This is a genomic window from Citrobacter sp. Cf072 (genome assembly GCF_030334485.1).
In the GTDB taxonomy this organism is placed as follows: Bacteria; Pseudomonadota; Gammaproteobacteria; order Enterobacterales; family Enterobacteriaceae; genus Citrobacter; species Citrobacter freundii.
The window spans coordinates 366,893-386,735 of the sequence record NZ_JAOWDX010000045.1 but is presented as its reverse complement, the minus strand read 5'-3'; the positions used below and the strand labels follow the sequence as shown (position 1 = coordinate 386,735).

The window sequence follows — 19,843 nt, the reverse complement described above, 5'->3', positions numbered from 1 at the left end:
ATCAACCACGGTTAACCCACTTGCGCCAGAAATCTATCAGGAAAGCCACAAGTACGGACGCTACCAGCGGTAGCCAGAAAACCGCACTCAGAGTGATTAACCCTAAGTCCTCAGCATCGTGATCAAATTCATCCTGGCATTCGTCCCATAAGAGAAAAACGAAAGTGATACAGGCAAACAAGGCATAAATGCCGGTGATTATTTCCGCCATCATGCCACCACCGCCCTAACGTCGATCGCCGGGTTTGCAGGTGACTTAAGAATCAGCTCTGCGGTCACTTTCTGGCTTGCAGCTGCTGCACCCACACTGCGTGGCGCATTTACCCGCACAGCGTCAAATCCTGCATACAGGTAATGCACCATTTCCAGATCGCTGTTTGACGCGACAACCCTAATCCCACGCTCAGCCAGGCGACGCAGCTTACGCGCCAGCCGTCCCTGATCCATGTGCGAAAAACCGCGCTCATGGTAAGCGGTGAAATTGTCGGTATCAGTCAGGTAAGGCGGATCACAATAAACAACGTCATGCCCGTCCCTTACCAAATCAAGCGTTTCTGAATAGTGGGCAGTAATGAACGTTGCACGTTTCGCTTTTTCAGCAAAAGCGCGGATTTCATCAGCAGGAAAGTAGGTTTTTTTGTACTTACCAAACGGAACGTTGAACTGCCCACGGCGATTGTATCGGCACAGGCCATTGAAGCAGTGACGGTTCAGATAAAGAAAACGCGCCGCAGCTTCCACAGATTCAGAACCAAAGGATTTGCCGGACTGGTTGAAGGCATCACGTACCGCGTAATAGAAAATTGCCCGGTTTTCTTCATCACCTACTGAACCGGCAGAAAATAAAGCCTCCAGCTCAATAAGCAACGCGTCGGTGTGATAAGCCATCGTCTTATACAGGTTTACCAGATCAGGATTCACATCAGCGATCAGGTACTCGTCATAATCCGTATTCATCATGACAGCACAGGAACCGGCAAAAGGTTCTATCAGGCGCTTACCCTCCGGCAGATGGGGAAGCAACTGCGGCATAAGGCGGGCTTTGCTGCCCACCCACTTAAGCGGAGTTTTTACTGCCATGCTGCACCGCCTTTGCTGCAAATCGCTGCGGCTTCTTCGCGGATTAACTCAACAATTTCCGTTGCACTTAAACCTTCATTGGCTGCATGGGTGGCCAGCTTATCCAGGCGGATGGAACACAGATCAGCAGCTGCGGCTTTACCTTCCTGCATGGCTTTGGTGAGCATGGCCAGCAGGTCAGTACCTGATTTTGTTGCGGGTAAATCCTGGCGTGTCATGTGCATTTTGGTTTCCTTAAGGCAAAAGAATCCCCGGCCACCTAAGCTGTGGCCAAAAAATTCAGGTTGTTAATTAGTGAAAAGCGGGTTGTACAGTGACGGCTGAATGGTTCGGTGCTGGAATAAGGTGCAGCTCGTACGTTGTCCGCCACCACTCCTGGATCAGTGCTTTAATCTCGCCAACACCCAGCGCTCCGGCTGTATAGAAAATCGCTCGGATCCCGGCCAGCGCTTCAATCTGTGCTTCTTTGCTTTCGGCCTCGCGGTACACGCAGCACCAGAAAGCGGCATTGATTGCCAGCCAGTGACGTGGATTAGTCATGTGCTCAGTGTCATTAAAGAAGAACGGATGCAACGCAATGCGACCATTTTTACTGGTACTTTTCTCTGCAAAAGCCACGGCGTAATTATGAGGAACCCCCCACACGGCCAGCTCAGCCCCTAGCGATTTACCTTCAACGGAAATAATGGCCATCAGTGATTCCCCTGTTGTTGCAACTTATGGACGATGTGAGGTGCGATAACCATCTGCACCCCGCTACTGCTATAAATGGGATGTACCTTTTTGATCGGGCGGTTCGCGGTGCGCTTCGAAAAATCGCTGTCACGTAAACTGCCGAAACCTTCAAACGTTAACCGCGCCCGTGAAATGCCTTGGCGCAGCAGAATCATGTCCCGATAGCCCAAGCGTTCATAAAGTTCCCGCCAGCAGCATTTGCTTAAGTGGGCTTTGAATACACTCATTCCAGAATTAACAGCGGCGGCATGGAGAACAACCCCGCGCCACTCCGGTGTTAATTTGTCCCACCAGTCAGCAGCCTCACTGCTGGTATTGAAGTATTTGCGGCGAATCTTTTTAAGCTGATCAAGTCCGCGCTGTTGCTGTTCCTGACTAATCGCCATAACAACCCCCTATAGCCTCATCAGGCGACGCCACCACGGACGGTGCAGTTGCTGACCATTGAATTTGTACATGTGGCTAGGATTCCAGCGCTGGCCATTTGGCAATTCAATCCAACCAGTGGAACCGCTTGGCAGCTGCATGGCCGGTGATTCATTTTTCAGATAAGTAACAAACGCTTTCATGGTGCTCCCTCACATTAAGCCGGTGGCGTTAGCCGTCACCAGATCCACCGCTGCGGCCAGAACGGGCGCAGACTGGATGCGGCTTTCAACGGTATAAGCCAGCACGGATAAGCTACGGATTGCATCGCGAGCGCGATCCAGAATTTGTGTACGGCGGGCAGCGGTCATATGACCAGTAGATACGGCTTCCCCAGCAATTGCGCCCACACAAGCTGTGGCACTCAGTGCGCACATCTGCATGTTGCCTTCGGTTGCATTGTTCACCGGTACGGATGGAAGGCAGTTAATCTGCCCCAGCATTCCATCCAGTAAACGCGCATCTTCGGTGTAATCCGTAATAGCTAAAAGCTCGTCACAGGTTAAACGGTGTGGCTGTGCTGGATTCAATTTGTTGCGCAGGATCTGCGGCCTCATGCCAACTGCTGCGGCCACATCTTCCAGATTGTGCTCAATCGCAAATGCTCGGCAAGCCGCATCAAAATGCGCATGTTTAGAGGTGAGATAATCAAACATTGTTAGCCTCTCCCTAATCAGTAAGACTGATTACGCGTTAAGCGAAATGTTGCATTCGCTTAACGCCTGAACGGTCAAGGCGGCCATATTAATTTCAACACGGGCGCGGGGCTTATCGCCTTTGCCACGAATCGGCAGACGGCCATCACGCACCATGTCACGGGCTGTCCCCATGGGCGTACCGGTGATTCGGCAGTATTCATCAATAGGGAGGTAAGGCGTGGGAATGGTAATTGTAATGTTAGGACGCATAAGGCAAACTCCTCAGTTCAGCTGAGCGCTGCAACGCTCATTAACATTCGAACTTCAACAACTTTCGGAGCTAGACTAATTCGCGAATCGAGAAGTGTCAATATTCATTTCTTGAATAGCGAATTACGAGATTCGTCATGAGCACATTCAAAATCAATCTGGACGTAGACAGCACCCCTATTCTGAACAGGGTTATCGAGGCTTACGGCTTTACGCAAAAGTTACAGCTTGCCGAACATCTAGACATGGCTGCTAGCTCCCTTTCTTCTCGCTATAAGCGTGGCGTTTTCCCTGCTGATATTGTCGTTAAATGCATTGCTGAAACAGGTGTTAACCTGGAATGGCTGGCAACTGGTGAGGGGAAAAAATTCAATGACAATGAACTCGATATTTTAAAGTTTCCACGCAAAAAGCTTGTAGATGGCCAACTCTACGATTCTGGCTATGCCATGTTTGACAAGATATTTTTCCGAGCTGGTACACCACTACCGGCAGCGCCAATCTGTGTTCAGGATGAAAAAGCGCAGTACATCCTAGATCAGCAATTTGCGGAGGTTTTCGATGGAGAATGGCTTGTTAACATTGAAGGCAAATCAAGCATAAGAACACTGACCCGTATTCCTGTTAAAAAAGTACGAGTTAGCGGCGTGGGTATGGCTTTTGACTGCGGCTTGGAAGATATAGAAATTATCGGCCGAGTCGTGATGACTATCGTTAATTCATAATGAGCATACGAAAGAAGGCGGACGGGAAATGGCTGCTAGACTTTTACCCGGAAGGAAAACCCCAGGGGAAAGCCAGCAAGCGCATCCGTAAAACCTTTACCACCAAAGGTGAGGCGTTGGCCTACCAAAGCCACATAATGGAAAACGTCCATGTAAAACCCTGGCTGGACGGAAAAGAAGATCGCCGCAAATTGCGCGACCTAGTAAACCAGTGGTTCGATGAACATGGCGTAACACTGGACGATGGCGAAAAACGCAAAAGCGCTATGGAATTTGCCTGTGAAAGCATGGGCGATCCCCTTGCTCATGAATTTGATGCAACCATGTTTTCCCTATACCGTAAAAAACGCCTATCCGGGGAGATATCCCGCACACCTCGCGTTAAGCAGGTTTCACCCAGAACCATGAATTTAGAGCTGGCATATTTTCGCGCGGTGTTTAATGAGCTGAAGAGACTTGGCCACTGGAAGCCGGAAAACCCTCTTTCAAATGTTCGGGCCTTTAAATCAGAAGAAGCAGAACTGGCATTTCTCGAAGACGAGGAAATTGAACGACTGCTGAATGAATGTTCCAAAAGTCGGAATGAAAGCGCATATTGGGTTGCCTGTCTGTGCTTAGTAACAGGGGCGCGCTGGGATGAAGCTGAATCGGTAACAACCAAACAAATCAGAAATCTCAAAGTCACCTTTTCAAAAACTAAGGGGAACAAAAACCGCACAGTGCCGATCAGCCAGGAATTCTTTGATGCACTTCCAAAACCAGCAAAACCCGGCCGCTACTTTAGTTCTTGCTATTCGGCGTTCCGTAAAGCAGTTGAACGCGCTGATTTAGATTTACCAGACGGACAGCTCTCACATGTACTGCGTCATACATTCGCAAGCCACTTTATGATGAACGGCGGAAACATACTGGTTCTTAAAAGCATACTTGGCCATACGGATATAAAGATGACTATGCGCTATGCTCACTTTGCTCCAAATCATTTGAACGAAGCAACAAAATATAACCCTTTAAATTATAAAAACTCGGTCTTTGGTATAAGAGAGAGAAAAAAATGAGTATATTTGCTAATGAAGATGAAATGCAGGAATGGATGGAAGAAAGATTGGAGGAGGTTGAAGGCCTTCACGAATTAATATTGAACACTGATGACATATCAAACTTTCTCCCTACTAATACCCCCGAACAAAAAATTAAAGATAGCTTCATCTCGTGTTTGAATGGCTTGCATATCACGAATGTTATATCTAAAAATGAAAATATATCGAATAAGAAGGGTGATGTACTAAAGCCAGATATTCTTGCATATGCGCCTGAAAAAGAAGCAATCGTAATAATAGAATTAAAAAACTTCGGAAATGCTACAAGAGAGGCCGGTACTGAGTTATCTGCCTACGCAGCTGAAGTCAAAACATCCCTAGACCATTTATCGGATGGAGATATTATTAGCATAATTGTGTCTCCAAAATGGCCTACTTTAATCAAACATCATTTATACAACGCGATTGTCTGGCAAAACAAGAACATTCTCTGCCTTGAACCGCTCATGAAAGGCGATGATATCTTTCTTAAAGTGGTGGACATACAGACGCTTGTACAAGGAATTCCTCCAGAAAAATTTAGCGAACAACAACTAGCAGCATATACTATCTGCCTGTATGACGATACACAACAGTCTCGCACTCCTCCGCCAACGAAACTGCATGGACAATTACCATTAATGCTCGCAAGCATCGATACGATCGCGACAAAAGGAGAGAAAATAAACAGTCATGGATTCGCATTTTTAAGTAAGGAGAATTTAGGGTTTGGTTTATCGCCATATTTCATTCATGTGGTAAGCATCGCCCCTTTTAAATGTCTTGAGAGAATACTCCATACAAATGAAATATCCACATATGACGACCTTCCCAAAATGACGAAGAAATACATAGATATTTATATGGAACATTCGCCATATGGTTATGGTTCAAATATGGACTCAATAATAAAAACCTCTCTTGAATTTCTTAATAATATTTGCTCGCCTCATATTGAAGGATTAACAACATGGGAGATTATTAAGGAAGGATTTGATTCCTTACAATGGGAACCATTATATTTTACTTCATGGGGTTTATTCAAAGACATTGCAATAAACAAACTTGGCGTGGAATATTGTTGCGGCAATACCAGTCTAAATATAAACTCAGTTAAATTGGGCCTGGATGTTGTGAATGAGACTATAGATGTAAATCATAGATATATTGAAATACAAAGCATGCATGAAAGCTTTTTCCCTGAAGGCTACTTTGACGATTGAGCATTAGTAGCGGTACAGTCTCTGTTCCTTGAAGCCTGTCCCCTTTCTGCCCCCTCAGAACTCAGACGACCAATAAAGACCGGCAACATTCATTCTTTAAGCTTATGATTCACCTGTAACTTATTGTTTTTTCAAGGTGAGACAGCGTTCTCATAATCGCTTGGTCGCTGGTTCAAGTCCAGCAGGGGCCACCAAATTTCAAGGACTTGCGAGAAATCGCAGGTCCTTTTTGTTATTGGAAATATATGCAATTGTTGGCAAAGCCAATAATTGGATGGCTCTGAATGCGTAGCGGGGGATGGCGTGGGAATAAGGATATATCACGCGATACGCCAGCCCATATCGCTGGCATTCCATTTGGACGCCGCCATCCCGAGATGGAAACGTCCGTTAGAGTTTGATTCGATAGTCAGCTCACACTAGCTCTTTGAGCTGCTCCTGCATATAGGTTGAAAAATACTCTGGGTTCTTGATAAGGATGCGGTTACCGGAGGCAACTTTTTCTGCCCATCCGGCCACTTTTTTCGTGAACTCGGGATTCCATCCCTCCTGCTCACCCCGTGCCATCACAACTTCCGGACTCGCTGGCACACCTAAGTCATGCAAATACTTTAAGATTCCCTTAGCGGTGCTTTCATCCATTGAATGGGGTACTGACGCCGAAGTGTTCATACCACCAATAAAATCCAATGCTTTCTCAATTGCTGTTGGCATGCTCTTATCCTTAAAATTAACCACGTGAGAGACACATTTATACTATGTACCCAACTCCGCCGGGATATCAAAGAGAACATCGCCTTTATTTGACTTACCCCGCAGCTAAACGCTTGCGCGGCTGTTTTCTGCGCTATTTTTTTGCATCTCCGGCTAAAACCAGTCCAGTTGCCACCGCATTACGCGGCCCTTCGGTACCTCGAATATTGCCCTGCCCGGCGACAACGCCGTAATGCGCCAGCGCATCGGTGATCATCTGCGGGATTTCGAAATCCAGAGAAGAACCGCCTACCAGCACCACAAAAGTCATATCGCGAATAGATCCACCGGGTGACACCTGGCGTAACGCGCGCAGGCAGTTGGTCACAAAAACCTTCTCTTTGGCCTGTCGGCGCACCAGACGTATTTTTTCCAACGAGGTCTGGTTATCTACCGGGATCAGCTCGCCCTCTTTCAAATACACAACTTTGGCAAACACCGACGGGCTGAGCGGTTCGCGGAAAAACTCTACCGCGCCGTTCTCATGGCGAATGCTGAACAGGCTCTCCACTTTTGCCAGCGGGTATTTTTTAATTTCCTCCGCCAGAAATGCATCGCTTAAGCCCAGCTCTGTTTGAATCAACAGGCTGACCATATTCCCCGCCCCGGCCAGATGTACCGCTTTCACTATGCCATCGCTATTGATGACGGCTGCATCGGTAGATCCTGCGCCTAAATCGAGGATTGCCAGCGGCGCAGCGCATCCAGGTGTTGTTAACGCCCCCGCTACAGCCATGTTGGCCTCCACGCCACCAACTTCAACCGGCGTGTTTAACCGGGCACTCAGCTCACTGGCGATGGCCTGCATCTGTAAGCGATCGGCTTTCACCATCGCCGCAATGCCCACGGCGTTCTCCATTGAACACTCTCCGGCGATGCCGCCCTGCACCTTACGCGGAATAAATGTATCGACCGCCAACAGATCCTGAATATGCACCGTGTTCATGTCATGACCGGTCAGCGAGGCCATCACCTTTCGCACCCGCTCCAGCATGCCGCCTGCGTGCGTACCAGCTTCCCCGGCAATATCGCGCACGGGCGCGCAAGCGCTCATCGCCTGCATAATGGCCTGCGCGCCTTGCGCTACGTCGGCTTCACCGCCACGCTTTTCACCACGGATAAAGATCTTACCCGCCGGGATCACTCTTGATTGCACATCGCCCTGCGGGGTTTTCAGCACCACGGCGGAACGGTTGCCAATCAGCGCTCTGGCGATGGGGACGATAGTTTGCGTTTCCTCGGGCGTCAGGGCAAAGAAGGTCGCAATGCCGTAAGGGTTCGACAGCACCCGTACCACCTGTCCCGGGGCCGCCACTTCCACCGCCGCCAGCACACCTTCCGGCACCTTCTCCAGCAGGGTGACTTCATCAACCACCGGCATTGGCCGACGCAGGCGATTATTCACCAGCACCCCATCATCTTTTTTCAGGATGGCCGCCACCACATTTACGCCGCGATCCAGCGCTTCATTGATAAACCAAACCGCCTCAAGGAAATCCATCTCCTCACCTACCAACGGGATCCAGCCCTGGGCAAATCGATCCTCGCTCAACGCCGCCAACTTCTCCACGGCGATGGTGGTTCCCATACCCACGCCAACGCCACCGGGCGTTTGCGGGTTATGGCCAATCATTGTCGATTCGGTAATGATGGTTTCAGTGATGGTTTCCATCGCCACATCGCCAATCACCGGTGCGGCCTCGTTGATGCAAATTTTTGCTACGTCCTGCAGCGACCACGGCGTGTTTTTCAGCGCCTGCTGCAGGGACGCGACTACCCCGGCGATATTATCCCGCGTGCCTTTCATACCGGTCGTGGCGACAATCCCGCTGCCGATAAACCGGCCATCCTGCGCCAACGCCACTTCGGTGGTGGCGTTGCCGATATCGATCCCTGCAATTAACGGCATGCTGCCTCCGTCACTGGCTGCCTTTACGCAGCTTATTTCTCTGCTGGTATACCTCTGCCGATTCGCGGACAAACCCGGCGTTCACCGTGGCATGCCATGTGTGTTCCAGTTCATCGGCAATGGCCTGCAACTCGGCGAACGAAGAACGAAACGGCCGCAGCGCGTTGTAGATCTCCAGAATGCGGGCATCCGGAATCGCAATCAGCTCAGCCGCACGACGAAAATTGCGCGCCACGGCATGACGCTGCATCTGCTCGGCAATCTGCGCCTGGTACTCCAGCGTTTGCTGAGAAATACGCACATCCTGCGGTCCTACGCGGCCCGCCAGCACATTCTCAAGAGTAATGTCGGTTAGCGGCTTGCCGGTAGGCGTCTGGATTTTCTCCGGGCAGCGGGTCGCTAATGGGTAATCCTGCGCAGTCATGATGTTGTCGTTCATGGTCATTCCCTTACCAGTGCAATGTGCAACGTGACAGGCGCAGCATCCTGCACCACGTGTTTTGTTTCTTTGATATGAAACAGCGCGGCCTTGGCCATAAATTTAGGGCGCACCATCTGGTCATTGACCACTGGTACCGGCGAAGGCGACTCTTTGCGTGCATATCGCGCGGCGTTTTTACCAATCTGACGATAGGTTTCCAGCGTCAGCAGCGGAGCTTGAGAAAACAGCTCGAGGTTGCTTAACGGCAGCAGATCGCGCTGATGAATCACCGTGGTTCCTTTCGACTGGATGCCAATCCCGATGCCTGAGCCGCTGAGGTTTGCCGCATCCCATGCCATAAAAGAAACATCCGAGGTGCGCAGGATCCTTACTACCCGCGCATGTAATCCCTCTTCTTCGATGCCAGCAACCAGCTCTTTCAGAATCGCGTTGTGAGGCATATCAATCAGGGTTTTATGCTGGTGCTTGCCAAAGGCCGGGCCGACGCCAATCACCACTTCATCCACGCGTTCATCCGCGTTAGCCGCCTCGCCTTCGCTCACCTGTAAGGTGAAAACCGGCTTACGTTCAGTTGTGCATTCCACAGTGTTCCGCCTTATTCGATCGAGCTGGGCTGAACCACGCCCGCAATATTTTTAATTTCCGCCCAGCGTTCGGCACTGATGCGATAGCCGGTACCAGGTCCCTGATAATCATTGATGTCGTTGACGGCGCTGACGACGTCGAACTGGCGATCCAGAATGGCTGACGTTTGCAGGTAATCACCGGTAACACGCTGTCTCAGCATATTGAGGATATTGCTGGCGATATCTTCAAAACCGCTGCAACTCAACGCGCCGACGATATCCAGCCCGGTGATATTACGCTTCATCATCTCTTCCACGGCCGCCAGATCCTCCACTACATTGCGCGCAGGCATATCTTTGCTGCCGTGAGCATAAGTAGCGGCTTCCACTTCTTCATCGCTAATCAGCGGCAAGCCCAGTTCGCGGAACACCGCCTGAATGGCGCGTGCAGCCTTATTGCGTATAGCGATAGTTTCTTCTTCAGTCACCGGACGCAGACCGCCGTCAACCATCAGATCGCGTTGCAGGATGTTGTAATCATCGAAGTCTTCAGCGTCGAAGTTCGACCCGGCAAACATGTTGTCGTAGTTGGGTACCGCGCTGTAACCAGAGAAAATAAAGTCGGTACCCGGCAGCATCTGCATCAGGGTGCGGGCAGTACGGCGAATATCGGAGTGAGAAAAGGTCTGGTCATTGGCGGAGGCCACTTCAAGGTCGAGCATTGAGGCAATCAGGTTTTCCGCCAGCACCGCGCGGATCCCCGAAGGCACAGCGCCGGTCATGCCGATACAGCTGACCGCACCGTTTTGCAGCCCCTGTACGCCCGCGCCTTTAGTGATAAAAATGCAGCGCGACTCCAGATATAGCATCGATTTACTTTCGGAATAGCCCATCAGCGCTTCCGAGCCAGTGCCGGAGGTGTAGCGCATCTTCAGGCCACGCGATGCATAAGCCGAGGCGAGAAACGCTTTGGACCACGGCGTGTCATCACCGTCGGTAAACACCGATTCTGTGCCATACACCGACACCGTTTCGGCATAACTGGTTAGCCCACGCATGCCCAGCTCCAGCTCCGTGGCCTCTTCAACAGAACATTGCGTCAGCACACCGGGACGACCGCATTGGGAACCCACCAGCAGCGCCAGGGCGTTAAACGGCGCGTAGCGGGCGATCCCGACCGTCGTTTCCTGCTCGGAAAAGCCGCGGATCCCCGCTTCAGCAGCGTCGGCGGCAATCTGTACCGGGTTATCTTTCAGGTTGGTCACGTGGCACTGGTTGGATGGCGTGCGTCTGGCACGCATTTTTTGCAGCGCCATCATCATCTCCACCACGTTCATTTGCGCCATCACTTCCACCGCTTTCGCCGGGGTGATGGCGGTGGTAATGGCAATAATATCTTCCCGACTGACGTGGATATCCACCAGCATTCTGGCGATCTCCAGCGCGTCGAGCTGCATGGCGTGCTCGGCCTCAGCCACGTTAATGGCGTAGTCGGCAATGAAACGGTCGATCATGTCGAACTCGGCGCGGCTCTTACCGTCCAGCTCAACAATACGACCATTTTCCACCTTCACCGACGACGCTGGATCGTAGGGGCTTTCCATGGCGATCAGCCCCTCTTCAGGCCATTCGCCAATCAGCCCATCCTGATTTACAGGCCGCTTCGCAAGTACTTCGAATCGTTTTGATCTTCTCATGATTTATTGACTCAAAAGATAAAAAATAGGGACGCCGGGCCGCATTGCCGGGGACACAACACCCGTCATTCGCCTTTCATCAGCAATGGTCGAACTCTAAATGAGCAGAACAATAAAGAAATAAAATTAATTTCGTTCCAATTTGGTACCTAATAAAAACGCATCGTTTCATATTGAAACGCAATTCAGGAATATCCATCGTGAATTGTGACGAGGTTAAATGATCATTATCAATAAACGCAAAACCGGGAAGGTGAATTTAATATCTTTGAAATTTTCGCCCTATTGACTTAATAACGCACGGCGAGAAAATAAGGTAAAGCCAATGATAAAAATAGCTGTTGCGCGATATGTTTCGTGACCTCAGCCCTACAACATTTTCAGGAGAAACTGTGAATAAGAGCCAACAAATTGCCACCATTACGCTGGCGGCTGCAAAAAAAATGGCGCAGGCCGTTGAGGCTAAAGCGCTTGAGATCAGCGTTCCGGTGGTCTTTTCCGTGGTGGATCGCGGTGGGAATACGCTGCTAATGCAACGCATGGACGATGCTTTTGTCACCAGCTGTGATATCTCTCTTAATAAAGCGTATACCGCCTGCTGCCTGCGCCAGGGTACCCATGAAATTACCGACGCGGTACAACCTGGTGCTTCGCTATATGGTTTGCAGCTTACCAACCAACAGCGCATTGTTATTTTCGGCGGCGGTTTACCCGTTATATTAAACGGTGAATTAATTGGTGCCGTTGGCGTTAGTGGCGGCACCGTGGAACAAGACAGATTATTAGCAGAAACCGCACTGAATTGTTTCTCTGAATTATAATTTAAATCTAAGAAGGTATATTATGAGCTATCGTATGTTTGATTACCTGGTGCCAAATGTGAACTTCTTTGGCCCCAATGCTATTTCCGTTGTCGGCGAACGCTGCAAACTGTTAGGCGGTAAAAAAGCGCTGCTGGTTACTGATAAAGGTCTGCGGGCCATTAAAGACGGCGCGGTAGATAAAACCCTCGCCCATTTACGTGAAGCGGGCATTGACGTGGTGGTTTTTGATGGCGTTGAACCTAACCCCAAAGACACCAACGTGCGTGACGGTCTGGAAGTCTTTCGCAAAGAGCATTGCGATATCATCGTTACCGTCGGTGGCGGTAGCCCGCATGACTGCGGTAAAGGCATCGGTATCGCAGCAACTCACGAAGGCGATCTCTACAGCTATGCCGGGATTGAAACCCTGACCAACCCGCTGCCGCCGATCGTTGCGGTAAATACCACTGCCGGTACCGCCAGCGAAGTCACCCGCCACTGCGTGCTGACCAATACAAAAACCAAAGTGAAGTTTGTGATTGTCAGTTGGCGCAACCTGCCGTCGGTCTCCATTAACGATCCACTGCTGATGCTCGGCAAACCCGCCCCGCTGACCGCCGCGACGGGTATGGACGCCCTGACCCACGCCGTAGAAGCCTATATTTCCAAAGATGCCAACCCGGTCACCGACGCTGCCGCTATTCAGGCTATTCGCCTGATCGCACGCAACTTGCGTCAGGCCGTAGCGCTGGGCAGCAACCTGAAAGCTCGCGAGAATATGGCCTACGCCTCCCTGCTGGCAGGTATGGCTTTCAACAACGCCAACCTCGGCTACGTTCACGCGATGGCGCATCAACTTGGCGGTCTGTACGACATGCCGCACGGCGTGGCGAATGCCGTACTACTGCCGCACGTGGCGCGCTATAACCTGATCGCTAACCCGGAAAAATTTGCCGACATTGCAGAGTTTATGGGCGAAAACACTGACGGACTTTCCACCATGGATGCCGCAGAACTGGCCATTCACGCCATTGCTCGTCTCTCTGCTGACATCGGCATTCCGCAGCATCTGCGCGATCTGGGTGTCAAAGAAGCCGATTTCCCGTACATGGCGGAAATGGCGCTGAAGGACGGCAACGCCTTCTCTAACCCGCGCAAAGGAAACGAGAAAGAAATTGCCGAGATCTTCCGTCAGGCATTCTGATAGTACAGGGGGCGCAATGTCACTTTCATCACCGGGCGTACATCTGTTTTATCACTCGCGCTGGCAGGATACTCGCGTGCTTGATGAGCTGTGCTGGGGACTGGAAGAGCAAGGCGTCCCTTGTCGGGCAATCTGTTGCAACGAGCATGACTGCGCACTGGCATTGAGCAAACTTGCGGCCAAAAGCTCAACGCTACGTGTCGGTCTGGGTCTTAACGCCACGGGTGATATTGCGTTAACCCACGCCCAGTTGCCCGAGGATCGGGCGCTGATCCGTGGGCATATCACCGCCGGAATTGCGCAGATCCGCACGCTTGGCGCCAATGCCGGTCAACTGGTCAAAGTGATTCCCTTCAGCGAGATAAAATAAATGTACCGCATCTACACCCGAACCGGCGATAAAGGCATGACCGCACTGTTTGGCGGCAGCCGTATCGACAAAGACGACATCCGCGTTGAGGCCTATGGCACGGTGGATGAACTGATTTCCCAACTTGGCGTCTGCTATGCCAGCACGCGTCATGCCGGGCTACGCCAGGATCTGCACGCCATACAGAAAATGCTGTTTGTTCTGGGTGCGGAACTCGCCAGCGATGAGAAAGGACTCGCTCGCTTACAACAGCGTATTGGTGAAGAGGATACTCAGGCGCTGGAGCAGCTTATTGACCGCAATATGGCGCAAAGCGGCCCGCTCAAAGAGTTTGTTATTCCGGGGAAAAATCTCGCATCGGCACAGCTACACGTAGCGCGAACCCTGACGCGCCGACTGGAGCGGGTCCTCATCGCGATGAGCAGATCGCTAACGTTACGCGATGAACCCAGGCGTTATATCAACCGACTGTCAGACGCGCTGTTCTCGATGGCGAGAATTGAAGAAACTAGTCCAGATGCTTGCGCTTAAACTGGCTGGCATCAATGTCGTACTGCTTCATCTTGCGCCACAAGGTAGTGCGACCGATATTCAACAGTTGCGACATCTCCTGCACGCGCCCGCTGGTGACGCGGGCAGCATGGATAATCGCCTCTTTTTCGATAGCGGTAAACGTCAGACTAGCAGGCAGCAGTGAAGACGCCGTCTCCAGACCAGGACGTTCGGCAAACAAATAATCCGGTAGATTGCTCAGCCGAATATGGCCGTTATCACTGCTGATGGCGATGTTTTCGATAATGCTGTTCAGCTCAAAGTCATTGCCCGGCCACGAATAGGCCACCAGTTGCGCCAGCGCGTCGTCGTCGATCTTCAAACTGTATGAAAAGCGTTTTTTCAGGCTATTCAGCCGCGTATAAATCAGCGAGGGAATACTACTGCGCCGCGCCCGCAGCGGTGGGATCACTATCTCAAAAGAGTGCAGCGCATAATACAGCTGACGGCTAAAGCGGTTTTGCTCCACCAGATTGGCGAGATCAACCGTGGTGGTGGCGATCACTTTGACATCCACCGGAATCAGCCGACGGGCATCCAGGCGGGTTAACACCCCCTGTTTGATCACCTGTAACAGCGCGGATTGCAGCTCCGGTGCCAGATATTCAATTTTTTCCAGAAACAGCGTGCCGCCGTTCGCCAGTTCAAGACGGCTCAACCGGCCATTTTCATCGTCGGTGGGCGCACTGCCCATAAAATCCTGCCCCAGTACGCTGTTGGCATACAACTGACAGTTCACGGCGATATACGGCCCGCTGGCGCGCTCGCTTTCATTGTGGATGGCTTGACTCAGCAGTTCTTTGCCAACACCCTCTTCCCCGCACAGCAGGATCGGGAAACTCCCCCTCGCTGCCTGGCGTCCAAAATGGATCAAGCGGCGGGTTTCCGGATCGTCAGTCGACATCTGCTCAAAGGTGTGGCTCACCTTGCCGAGCTGGCTGGTCATCAGCTGGCGCATTTGTTCCACCGGATGCAGTAGCAGAATAAAGCTGTTGCCCTGCTCCTCAACAATCGGCTTCAGGGTAATGACGGCATCAACAAACTGATGCTGGCTTTCAAAGGTAACTTCGACGTGATTCAGACCGCGGGCATGTTTGATCGCCCGGCGCAACAGCATGGGGAGATTGAGCAGATCGTGAATGTTTTTCCCCTGACTGGCCTGCGCATCGAGATGCAAAAGCAGCGCCGCTCGCGCATTGATGAACTGCAATACGCCCTGTTCGTTCCAGGCCATCACACCATCATCCATACTCTCCAGCAGCCCGTACATCTGGTTCAGATGGCGGTTGGATTCAGCCAGCAGGCTGTCGGTCAGCAAAGAGTTGCCGACTTCTCTGGCAATCGCCAGCGTCAGGGATAAATCAGAAACGCACTCATGCTCCACCAGACAACACAGCGAAATGGAGCCGAACAGTCGACCATGGTTATCGAAGACCGGCGTCGAGCAGAACGACCACGGATGTAGCGCCTGTTTAAAATGCTGATCGCCAGAGGTTTTTGTCGGCTGACCCGGCATCGTCGCCAGCGACAGGGCACAACTGCCAATGATGCTTTCCGCACAGTAGCTGCCGTCACGAAACCCAAGCTCCGCCAGCTGTTCTACCGTCTGCGGATCGCCGCAACGGCTGAGAATACAGGCTGATTCATCCAGAATCAGCAGCGCGCACGGGCGGCCGTCCATAAACTCCCAGGCATCTTCCAGCGCAGCCTGAGCAATCGTCAGCAACGCCGTCTTGCGACGACAAATCGACTCAAAAGTCAGTCCCTGCGCCTGATGCGGCGCCTGCCAGGTTTCCCGCTGCATAAACTTGCTGCAACGATGCCATGACTGGGCAATGACTGAAGAGACTTCCTTCCCGATGCTATGCGTGTGCGCCGTCATATCCCTTTCCGCTGTTTAACCATAGACAACCCCTCCGGCAGAAACTGTCAGAGGGGGAGAAGATGCCGGATAAAAACCTACCGACGACTGATTAACGCGCCAGCCACTGCTGCCCCAGCAGATCTGCCGTCAAGATAGCGGCATGTACGCTTTCAGGCGTTACCGGGAACGGCATATTGTGGATGGTTTCACCTTCTGCGCAGGTCGCTTTCGCCACGGCCATGATCTTGCCGTCAACGTCTTCTTTCACGCCCATTTCCGCTAACGTTACCGGCAGGCCTACTTTCTGACAGAAATTCAGCACGGTTTCGATCTCTTCCATCGGGCTGTTTTGCAGCACCAGTTGCGCCAGCGTACCAAAGGCGACTTTTTCACCGTGGTACAAATGGTGGCACTCTTCCAGAATCGTAAAGCCGTTGTGGATCGCATGCGCCCCTGCAAGACCGCTGCTTTCAAAGCCGATGCCGCTGAGGTAAGTGTTAGCTTCGACAATACGCTCCAGCGCATCGGTCACCACGCCAGCCTGCGCAGCAAAGCGTGCCTTCTCGCCTTCCGCCAGCAGGGTATCATAGCACAAGCGCGCCAGGCTCAGCGCCGCCACGGTGGACTGTCCGCCCGCCATGCTGGTCGCTCTGGCGTCATAACAGGCTTTCGCTTCAAACCAGGTCGAGAGCGCATCGCCCATCCCGGCCACCAGCAGACGTACCGGCGCTTTGGCAATGATCGCAGTGTCCATCACCACCATATCCGGGTTTTTCGGGTAGATCAGATACTCTTCAAACTCACCGGCTTCGGTATAGATAACGGACAACGCGCTGGTTGGCGCATCGGTAGACGCGATAGTCGGGATCACCACCACCGGCAGCTTCTGGTAGTAACCAATCGCTTTGGCGGTATCCAGCGTTTTCCCGCCGCCAATCCCAACCACGCCGCGACAACCGTGCTGTTTCAGAATGGCAATCAGTCGATTAATTTCAACATGGCTACATTCACCGTTAAAGCGTTCCGCATGGCAGCTAATGTCGTGGCTGTGCAGGCCGTTGAGTACTTTCTCTCCCGCCAGCTTCATCACGAAGTCATCCGCAATCACAAAAAAGCTGTCCGCCAGATTTTTAGCGTATTGACCAAACAAGGTGGAAGCGTCAGGACCCTGGAGATATTTGGCTGGAGATTGAATAACTTTTAGCATTCCTTTCATCCTCAAATAAGTACATGTTTTTACATGGTGAGCCCTGGCGTTAACCTGTTTGGCCTGATGCAGACGGCGAAAACGGGAGGTACCGGAGCGATGCAATAACTGTATGGCGAGGCGTGCACAAAAAAATCTTTCGTCTTTTTGTTCTGATATGAAACAGATAAAAACGGAGTACGTTCCATATTGGAACGCTTATCCACAAAAATGATAAGGTTTGCGATCCCGATCCGCTCATTTGCCACCAAATCTCCGGCACAGACGAATCTCACTTTCTTTTTTACCTACTCACTTGCCAAAAAACCGGCAAAAAAAAAGCCGACAGTGCCGTATCAGCTGCATTCATCGCGAGAGAAAAAAGTCGAGCGAGCTCGCATTGTGATCGTTCCTCGTTCTTTTCAGTTTCATTATGGAACAAAAAACAATGACAACGTTCCGTAATGAAACTCATTTTAACGTTGTTTTTTTCCGCGCTGACTTCGCCAGAATCTCTCTATCGCCTCCGTACCATGACCATGCTTCCGGGGGTTTGTCTTACACTCAACCTCAAGGAGCCGTTATGTCTCAATTCTTTTTTAATCAACGCACCCATCTCGTGAGCGACGTCATCGACGGTACGATTATCGCCAGCCCGTGGAATAACCTGGCGCGTCTGGAAAGCGATCCGGCCATTCGCATCGTGGTCCGTCGTGACCTCAACAAAAATAACGTGGCGGTAATTTCCGGCGGTGGTTCAGGGCACGAACCCGCGCACGTTGGGTTTATCGGTAAAGGTATGCTAACCGCTGCGGTTTGCGGCGACGTTTTCGCTTCCCCGAGCGTGGATGCGGTACTGACCGCCATCCAGGCGGTAACCGGTGAGGCGGGCTGTTTATTGATCGTGAAAAATTACACCGGTGACCGTCTTAATTTCGGTCTCGCCGCCGAGAAAGCCCGTCGCCTTGGTTACAACGTTGAAATGCTGATTGTTGGCGACGACATCTCCCTGCCTGATAACAAACACCCACGCGGCATTGCGGGAACCATCCTGGTGCATAAAATCGCAGGCTATTTTGCCGAACGCGGCTACAACCTCGCCACCGTCCTGCGTGAAGCGCAGTACGCGGCCAATAACACCTTCAGCCTGGGCGTTGCGCTTTCCAACTGTCATCTGCCGCAAGAAGCCGACGCCGCCCCGCGTCATCATCCGGGCCACGCGGAACTGGGCATGGGCATTCACGGCGAACCAGGCGCATCGGTTATCGACACCCAGAACAGTGCGCAGGTGGTGAACCTGATGGTGGATAAACTGATGGCAGCCCTGCCTGAAACCGGCCGTCTGGCGGTGATGGTTAACAATCTTGGCGGCGTTTCCGTTGCCGAAATGGCCATCATTACCCGCGAACTGGCCAGCAGCCCGCTGCACCCACGTATCGACTGGCTGATTGGCCCGGCCTCACTGGTCACCGCGCTGGATATGAAAGGCTTTTCACTGACGGCCATCGTGCTCGAAGAGAGCATCGAAAAAGCGTTACTCACCGAGGTGGAAACCAGCAACTGGCCGACGCCGGTCCCGCCGCGTGAAATCAGTTGTGTACCATCATCTCAGCGTAGCGCACGCGTGGAATTCCAGCCTTCGGCGAACGCCCTGGTGGCCGGGATTGTGGAACTAGTCACCACAACCCTTTCCGATCTGGAGACTCATCTTAATGCGCTGGACGCCAAAGTCGGCGATGGCGATACCGGTTCGACCTTTGCCGCTGGCGCGCGTGAAATTGCCAGTCTGTTGCATCGCCAGCAGTTACCGCTGGATAACCTTGCCACGCTGTTCGCGCTGATTGGCGAACGTCTGACCGTAGTGATGGGTGGTTCCAGCGGTGTGCTGATGTCTATTTTCTTTACCGCTGCGGGGCAGAAACTGGAACAGGGAGCTAGCGTTGCCGAATCCCTGAATACAGGACTGGCGCAGATGAAGTTCTACGGCGGCGCAGACGAAGGCGATCGCACCATGATTGATGCGCTGCAACCGGCCCTGACTTCGCTGCTCACGCAGCCGCAAAATCTGCAGGCCGCATTCGACGCCGCGCAAGCGGGAGCCGAACGAACCTGTTTGTCGAGCAAAGCCAATGCCGGTCGCGCATCGTATCTCAGCAGCGAAAGCCTGCTCGGAAATATGGACCCCGGCGCGCACGCCGTAGCGATGGTGTTTAAAGTGCTGGCAGAGAGTGAGCTGGGATAAGCCATAAGTGCCTGATGCGCTGCGCTTATCAGGCCTACGAGTGCAAAGCTTTGTAGGCCGGATAAGGCAACGCCGACAT

The 19,843-nt window shown here is 52.0% G+C and carries 23 protein-coding genes; 8 read left to right on the top strand and 15 right to left on the bottom strand.

Annotated elements, in window-relative coordinates:
• Position 1 precedes the first annotated feature (1 nt).
• From OGX66_RS14190 to OGX66_RS14155, 8 genes are all read right to left on the bottom strand, one after another.
• Positions 2–214: a hypothetical protein gene (locus OGX66_RS14190; protein ID WP_286511705.1), complete on the bottom strand. Its 213-nt coding sequence runs from the start codon at positions 212–214 to the stop codon at positions 2–4.
• Complete coding sequence (locus tag OGX66_RS14185) at positions 211–1,080, bottom strand: DNA adenine methylase (protein WP_286511703.1); 870 nt, start codon at positions 1,078–1,080, stop codon at positions 211–213. The genes OGX66_RS14190 and OGX66_RS14185 overlap by 4 nt, the downstream gene beginning before the upstream one ends.
• Positions 1,071–1,304 (bottom strand): DUF2732 family protein, encoded by a 234-nt coding sequence (locus OGX66_RS14180; protein WP_286511701.1) that lies wholly within the window; start codon positions 1,302–1,304, stop codon positions 1,071–1,073. Before OGX66_RS14180 ends, OGX66_RS14185 begins: the two co-directional genes overlap by 10 nt.
• Positions 1,305–1,371: 67 nt before the next feature.
• A complete protein-coding gene (locus tag OGX66_RS14175; protein WP_003838010.1) occupies positions 1,372–1,773 on the bottom strand; it encodes a hypothetical protein in 402 nt (133 codons plus the stop codon).
• Positions 1,773–2,201: a hypothetical protein gene (locus tag OGX66_RS14170; RefSeq protein WP_284903747.1), complete on the bottom strand. Its 429-nt coding sequence runs from the start codon at positions 2,199–2,201 to the stop codon at positions 1,773–1,775. Before OGX66_RS14170 ends, OGX66_RS14175 begins: the two co-directional genes overlap by 1 nt.
• Before the next feature lie 9 nt (positions 2,202–2,210).
• A complete protein-coding gene (locus OGX66_RS14165) occupies positions 2,211–2,384 on the bottom strand; it encodes a phage filamentation protein Fil family protein (RefSeq protein WP_286511696.1) in 174 nt (57 codons plus the stop codon).
• 9 nt (positions 2,385–2,393) lie between these two features.
• Positions 2,394–2,897, bottom strand: a complete 504-nt coding sequence (locus OGX66_RS14160) for a phage regulatory CII family protein (RefSeq protein ID WP_286511695.1) — start codon at positions 2,895–2,897, stop codon at positions 2,394–2,396.
• A gap of 30 nt (positions 2,898–2,927) precedes the next feature.
• Positions 2,928–3,149, bottom strand: coding sequence for a helix-turn-helix domain-containing protein (locus OGX66_RS14155; protein ID WP_001247710.1), 222 nt, complete (start codon positions 3,147–3,149; stop codon positions 2,928–2,930).
• Positions 3,150–3,286: 137 nt separating this feature from the next.
• Here OGX66_RS14155 and OGX66_RS14150 point away from each other — a divergent pair, with 137 nt between their 5' ends.
• From OGX66_RS14150 to OGX66_RS14140, 3 genes are read left to right on the top strand one after another with little or no spacing between them, the layout of a single operon-like run.
• Positions 3,287–3,874: a phage repressor protein CI gene (locus OGX66_RS14150; RefSeq protein ID WP_286511692.1), complete on the top strand. Its 588-nt coding sequence runs from the start codon at positions 3,287–3,289 to the stop codon at positions 3,872–3,874.
• Positions 3,874–4,932: a phage integrase gene (locus OGX66_RS14145; RefSeq protein WP_286511690.1), complete on the top strand. Its 1,059-nt coding sequence runs from the start codon at positions 3,874–3,876 to the stop codon at positions 4,930–4,932. The genes OGX66_RS14150 and OGX66_RS14145 overlap by 1 nt, the downstream gene beginning before the upstream one ends.
• Positions 4,929–6,176 (top strand): hypothetical protein, encoded by a 1,248-nt coding sequence (locus OGX66_RS14140; protein ID WP_286511689.1) that lies wholly within the window; start codon positions 4,929–4,931, stop codon positions 6,174–6,176. Before OGX66_RS14145 ends, OGX66_RS14140 begins: the two co-directional genes overlap by 4 nt.
• A gap of 414 nt (positions 6,177–6,590) precedes the next feature.
• On the opposite strand, the gene OGX66_RS14135 is transcribed toward OGX66_RS14140, so the two are convergent.
• The 5 genes from OGX66_RS14135 to OGX66_RS14115 all read right to left on the bottom strand — a co-directional run bounded on the left by OGX66_RS14135 (position 6,591) and on the right by OGX66_RS14115 (position 11,543).
• Positions 6,591–6,914: a DUF1889 family protein gene (locus tag OGX66_RS14135; protein WP_001573898.1), complete on the bottom strand. Its 324-nt coding sequence runs from the start codon at positions 6,912–6,914 to the stop codon at positions 6,591–6,593.
• 109 nt (positions 6,915–7,023) lie between these two features.
• Entirely contained in the window at positions 7,024–8,838 is a 1,815-nt protein-coding gene (locus tag OGX66_RS14130; RefSeq protein WP_088903041.1) for a diol dehydratase reactivase subunit alpha, read from the bottom strand.
• A 10-nt stretch (positions 8,839–8,848) separates the two neighbouring features.
• Positions 8,849–9,277: a diol dehydratase small subunit gene (locus OGX66_RS14125; RefSeq protein WP_003024721.1), complete on the bottom strand. Its 429-nt coding sequence runs from the start codon at positions 9,275–9,277 to the stop codon at positions 8,849–8,851.
• A 2-nt stretch (positions 9,278–9,279) separates the two neighbouring features.
• Positions 9,280–9,864: a propanediol/glycerol family dehydratase medium subunit gene (locus OGX66_RS14120; RefSeq protein WP_003024724.1), complete on the bottom strand. Its 585-nt coding sequence runs from the start codon at positions 9,862–9,864 to the stop codon at positions 9,280–9,282.
• Between the two features lie 11 nt (positions 9,865–9,875).
• Entirely contained in the window at positions 9,876–11,543 is a 1,668-nt protein-coding gene (locus OGX66_RS14115) for a propanediol/glycerol family dehydratase large subunit (RefSeq protein ID WP_088903040.1), read from the bottom strand.
• 392 nt (positions 11,544–11,935) lie between these two features.
• Here OGX66_RS14115 and OGX66_RS14110 point away from each other — a divergent pair, with 392 nt between their 5' ends.
• The 4 genes from OGX66_RS14110 to OGX66_RS14095 are packed head-to-tail and all read left to right on the top strand — an operon-like array spanning position 11,936 to position 14,451.
• Complete coding sequence (locus OGX66_RS14110) at positions 11,936–12,364, top strand: GlcG/HbpS family heme-binding protein (RefSeq protein WP_003846242.1); 429 nt, start codon at positions 11,936–11,938, stop codon at positions 12,362–12,364.
• 22 nt (positions 12,365–12,386) lie between these two features.
• Positions 12,387–13,550, top strand: coding sequence for a 1,3-propanediol dehydrogenase (gene dhaT, locus OGX66_RS14105; RefSeq protein WP_003024734.1), 1,164 nt, complete (start codon positions 12,387–12,389; stop codon positions 13,548–13,550).
• A 16-nt stretch (positions 13,551–13,566) separates the two neighbouring features.
• Positions 13,567–13,920 carry a glycerol dehydratase reactivase beta/small subunit family protein gene (locus OGX66_RS14100; RefSeq protein ID WP_088903039.1) on the top strand — a complete coding sequence of 118 codons (354 nt, stop codon included), beginning with the start codon at positions 13,567–13,569 and terminating at the stop codon, positions 13,918–13,920.
• Positions 13,921–14,451, top strand: a complete 531-nt coding sequence (locus tag OGX66_RS14095) for a cob(I)yrinic acid a,c-diamide adenosyltransferase (protein ID WP_103798289.1) — start codon at positions 13,921–13,923, stop codon at positions 14,449–14,451.
• Here OGX66_RS14095 and dhaR read toward each other — a convergent pair.
• A complete protein-coding gene (gene dhaR / locus OGX66_RS14090; RefSeq protein WP_032950263.1) occupies positions 14,429–16,354 on the bottom strand; it encodes a dihydroxyacetone kinase operon transcriptional regulator DhaR in 1,926 nt (641 codons plus the stop codon). The two genes, OGX66_RS14095 and dhaR, sit on opposite strands and share 23 nt — an antisense overlap.
• A 91-nt stretch (positions 16,355–16,445) precedes the next feature.
• A complete protein-coding gene (locus OGX66_RS14085; RefSeq protein WP_003024745.1) occupies positions 16,446–17,543 on the bottom strand; it encodes a glycerol dehydrogenase in 1,098 nt (365 codons plus the stop codon).
• 562 nt (positions 17,544–18,105) lie between these two features.
• Here OGX66_RS14085 and OGX66_RS14080 point away from each other — a divergent pair.
• On the top strand, positions 18,106–19,764 hold the full coding sequence (locus tag OGX66_RS14080) for a glycerone kinase (RefSeq protein ID WP_088903037.1): 1,659 nt from the start codon (positions 18,106–18,108) through the stop codon (positions 19,762–19,764).
• Positions 19,765–19,843: the final 79 nt, after the last annotated feature.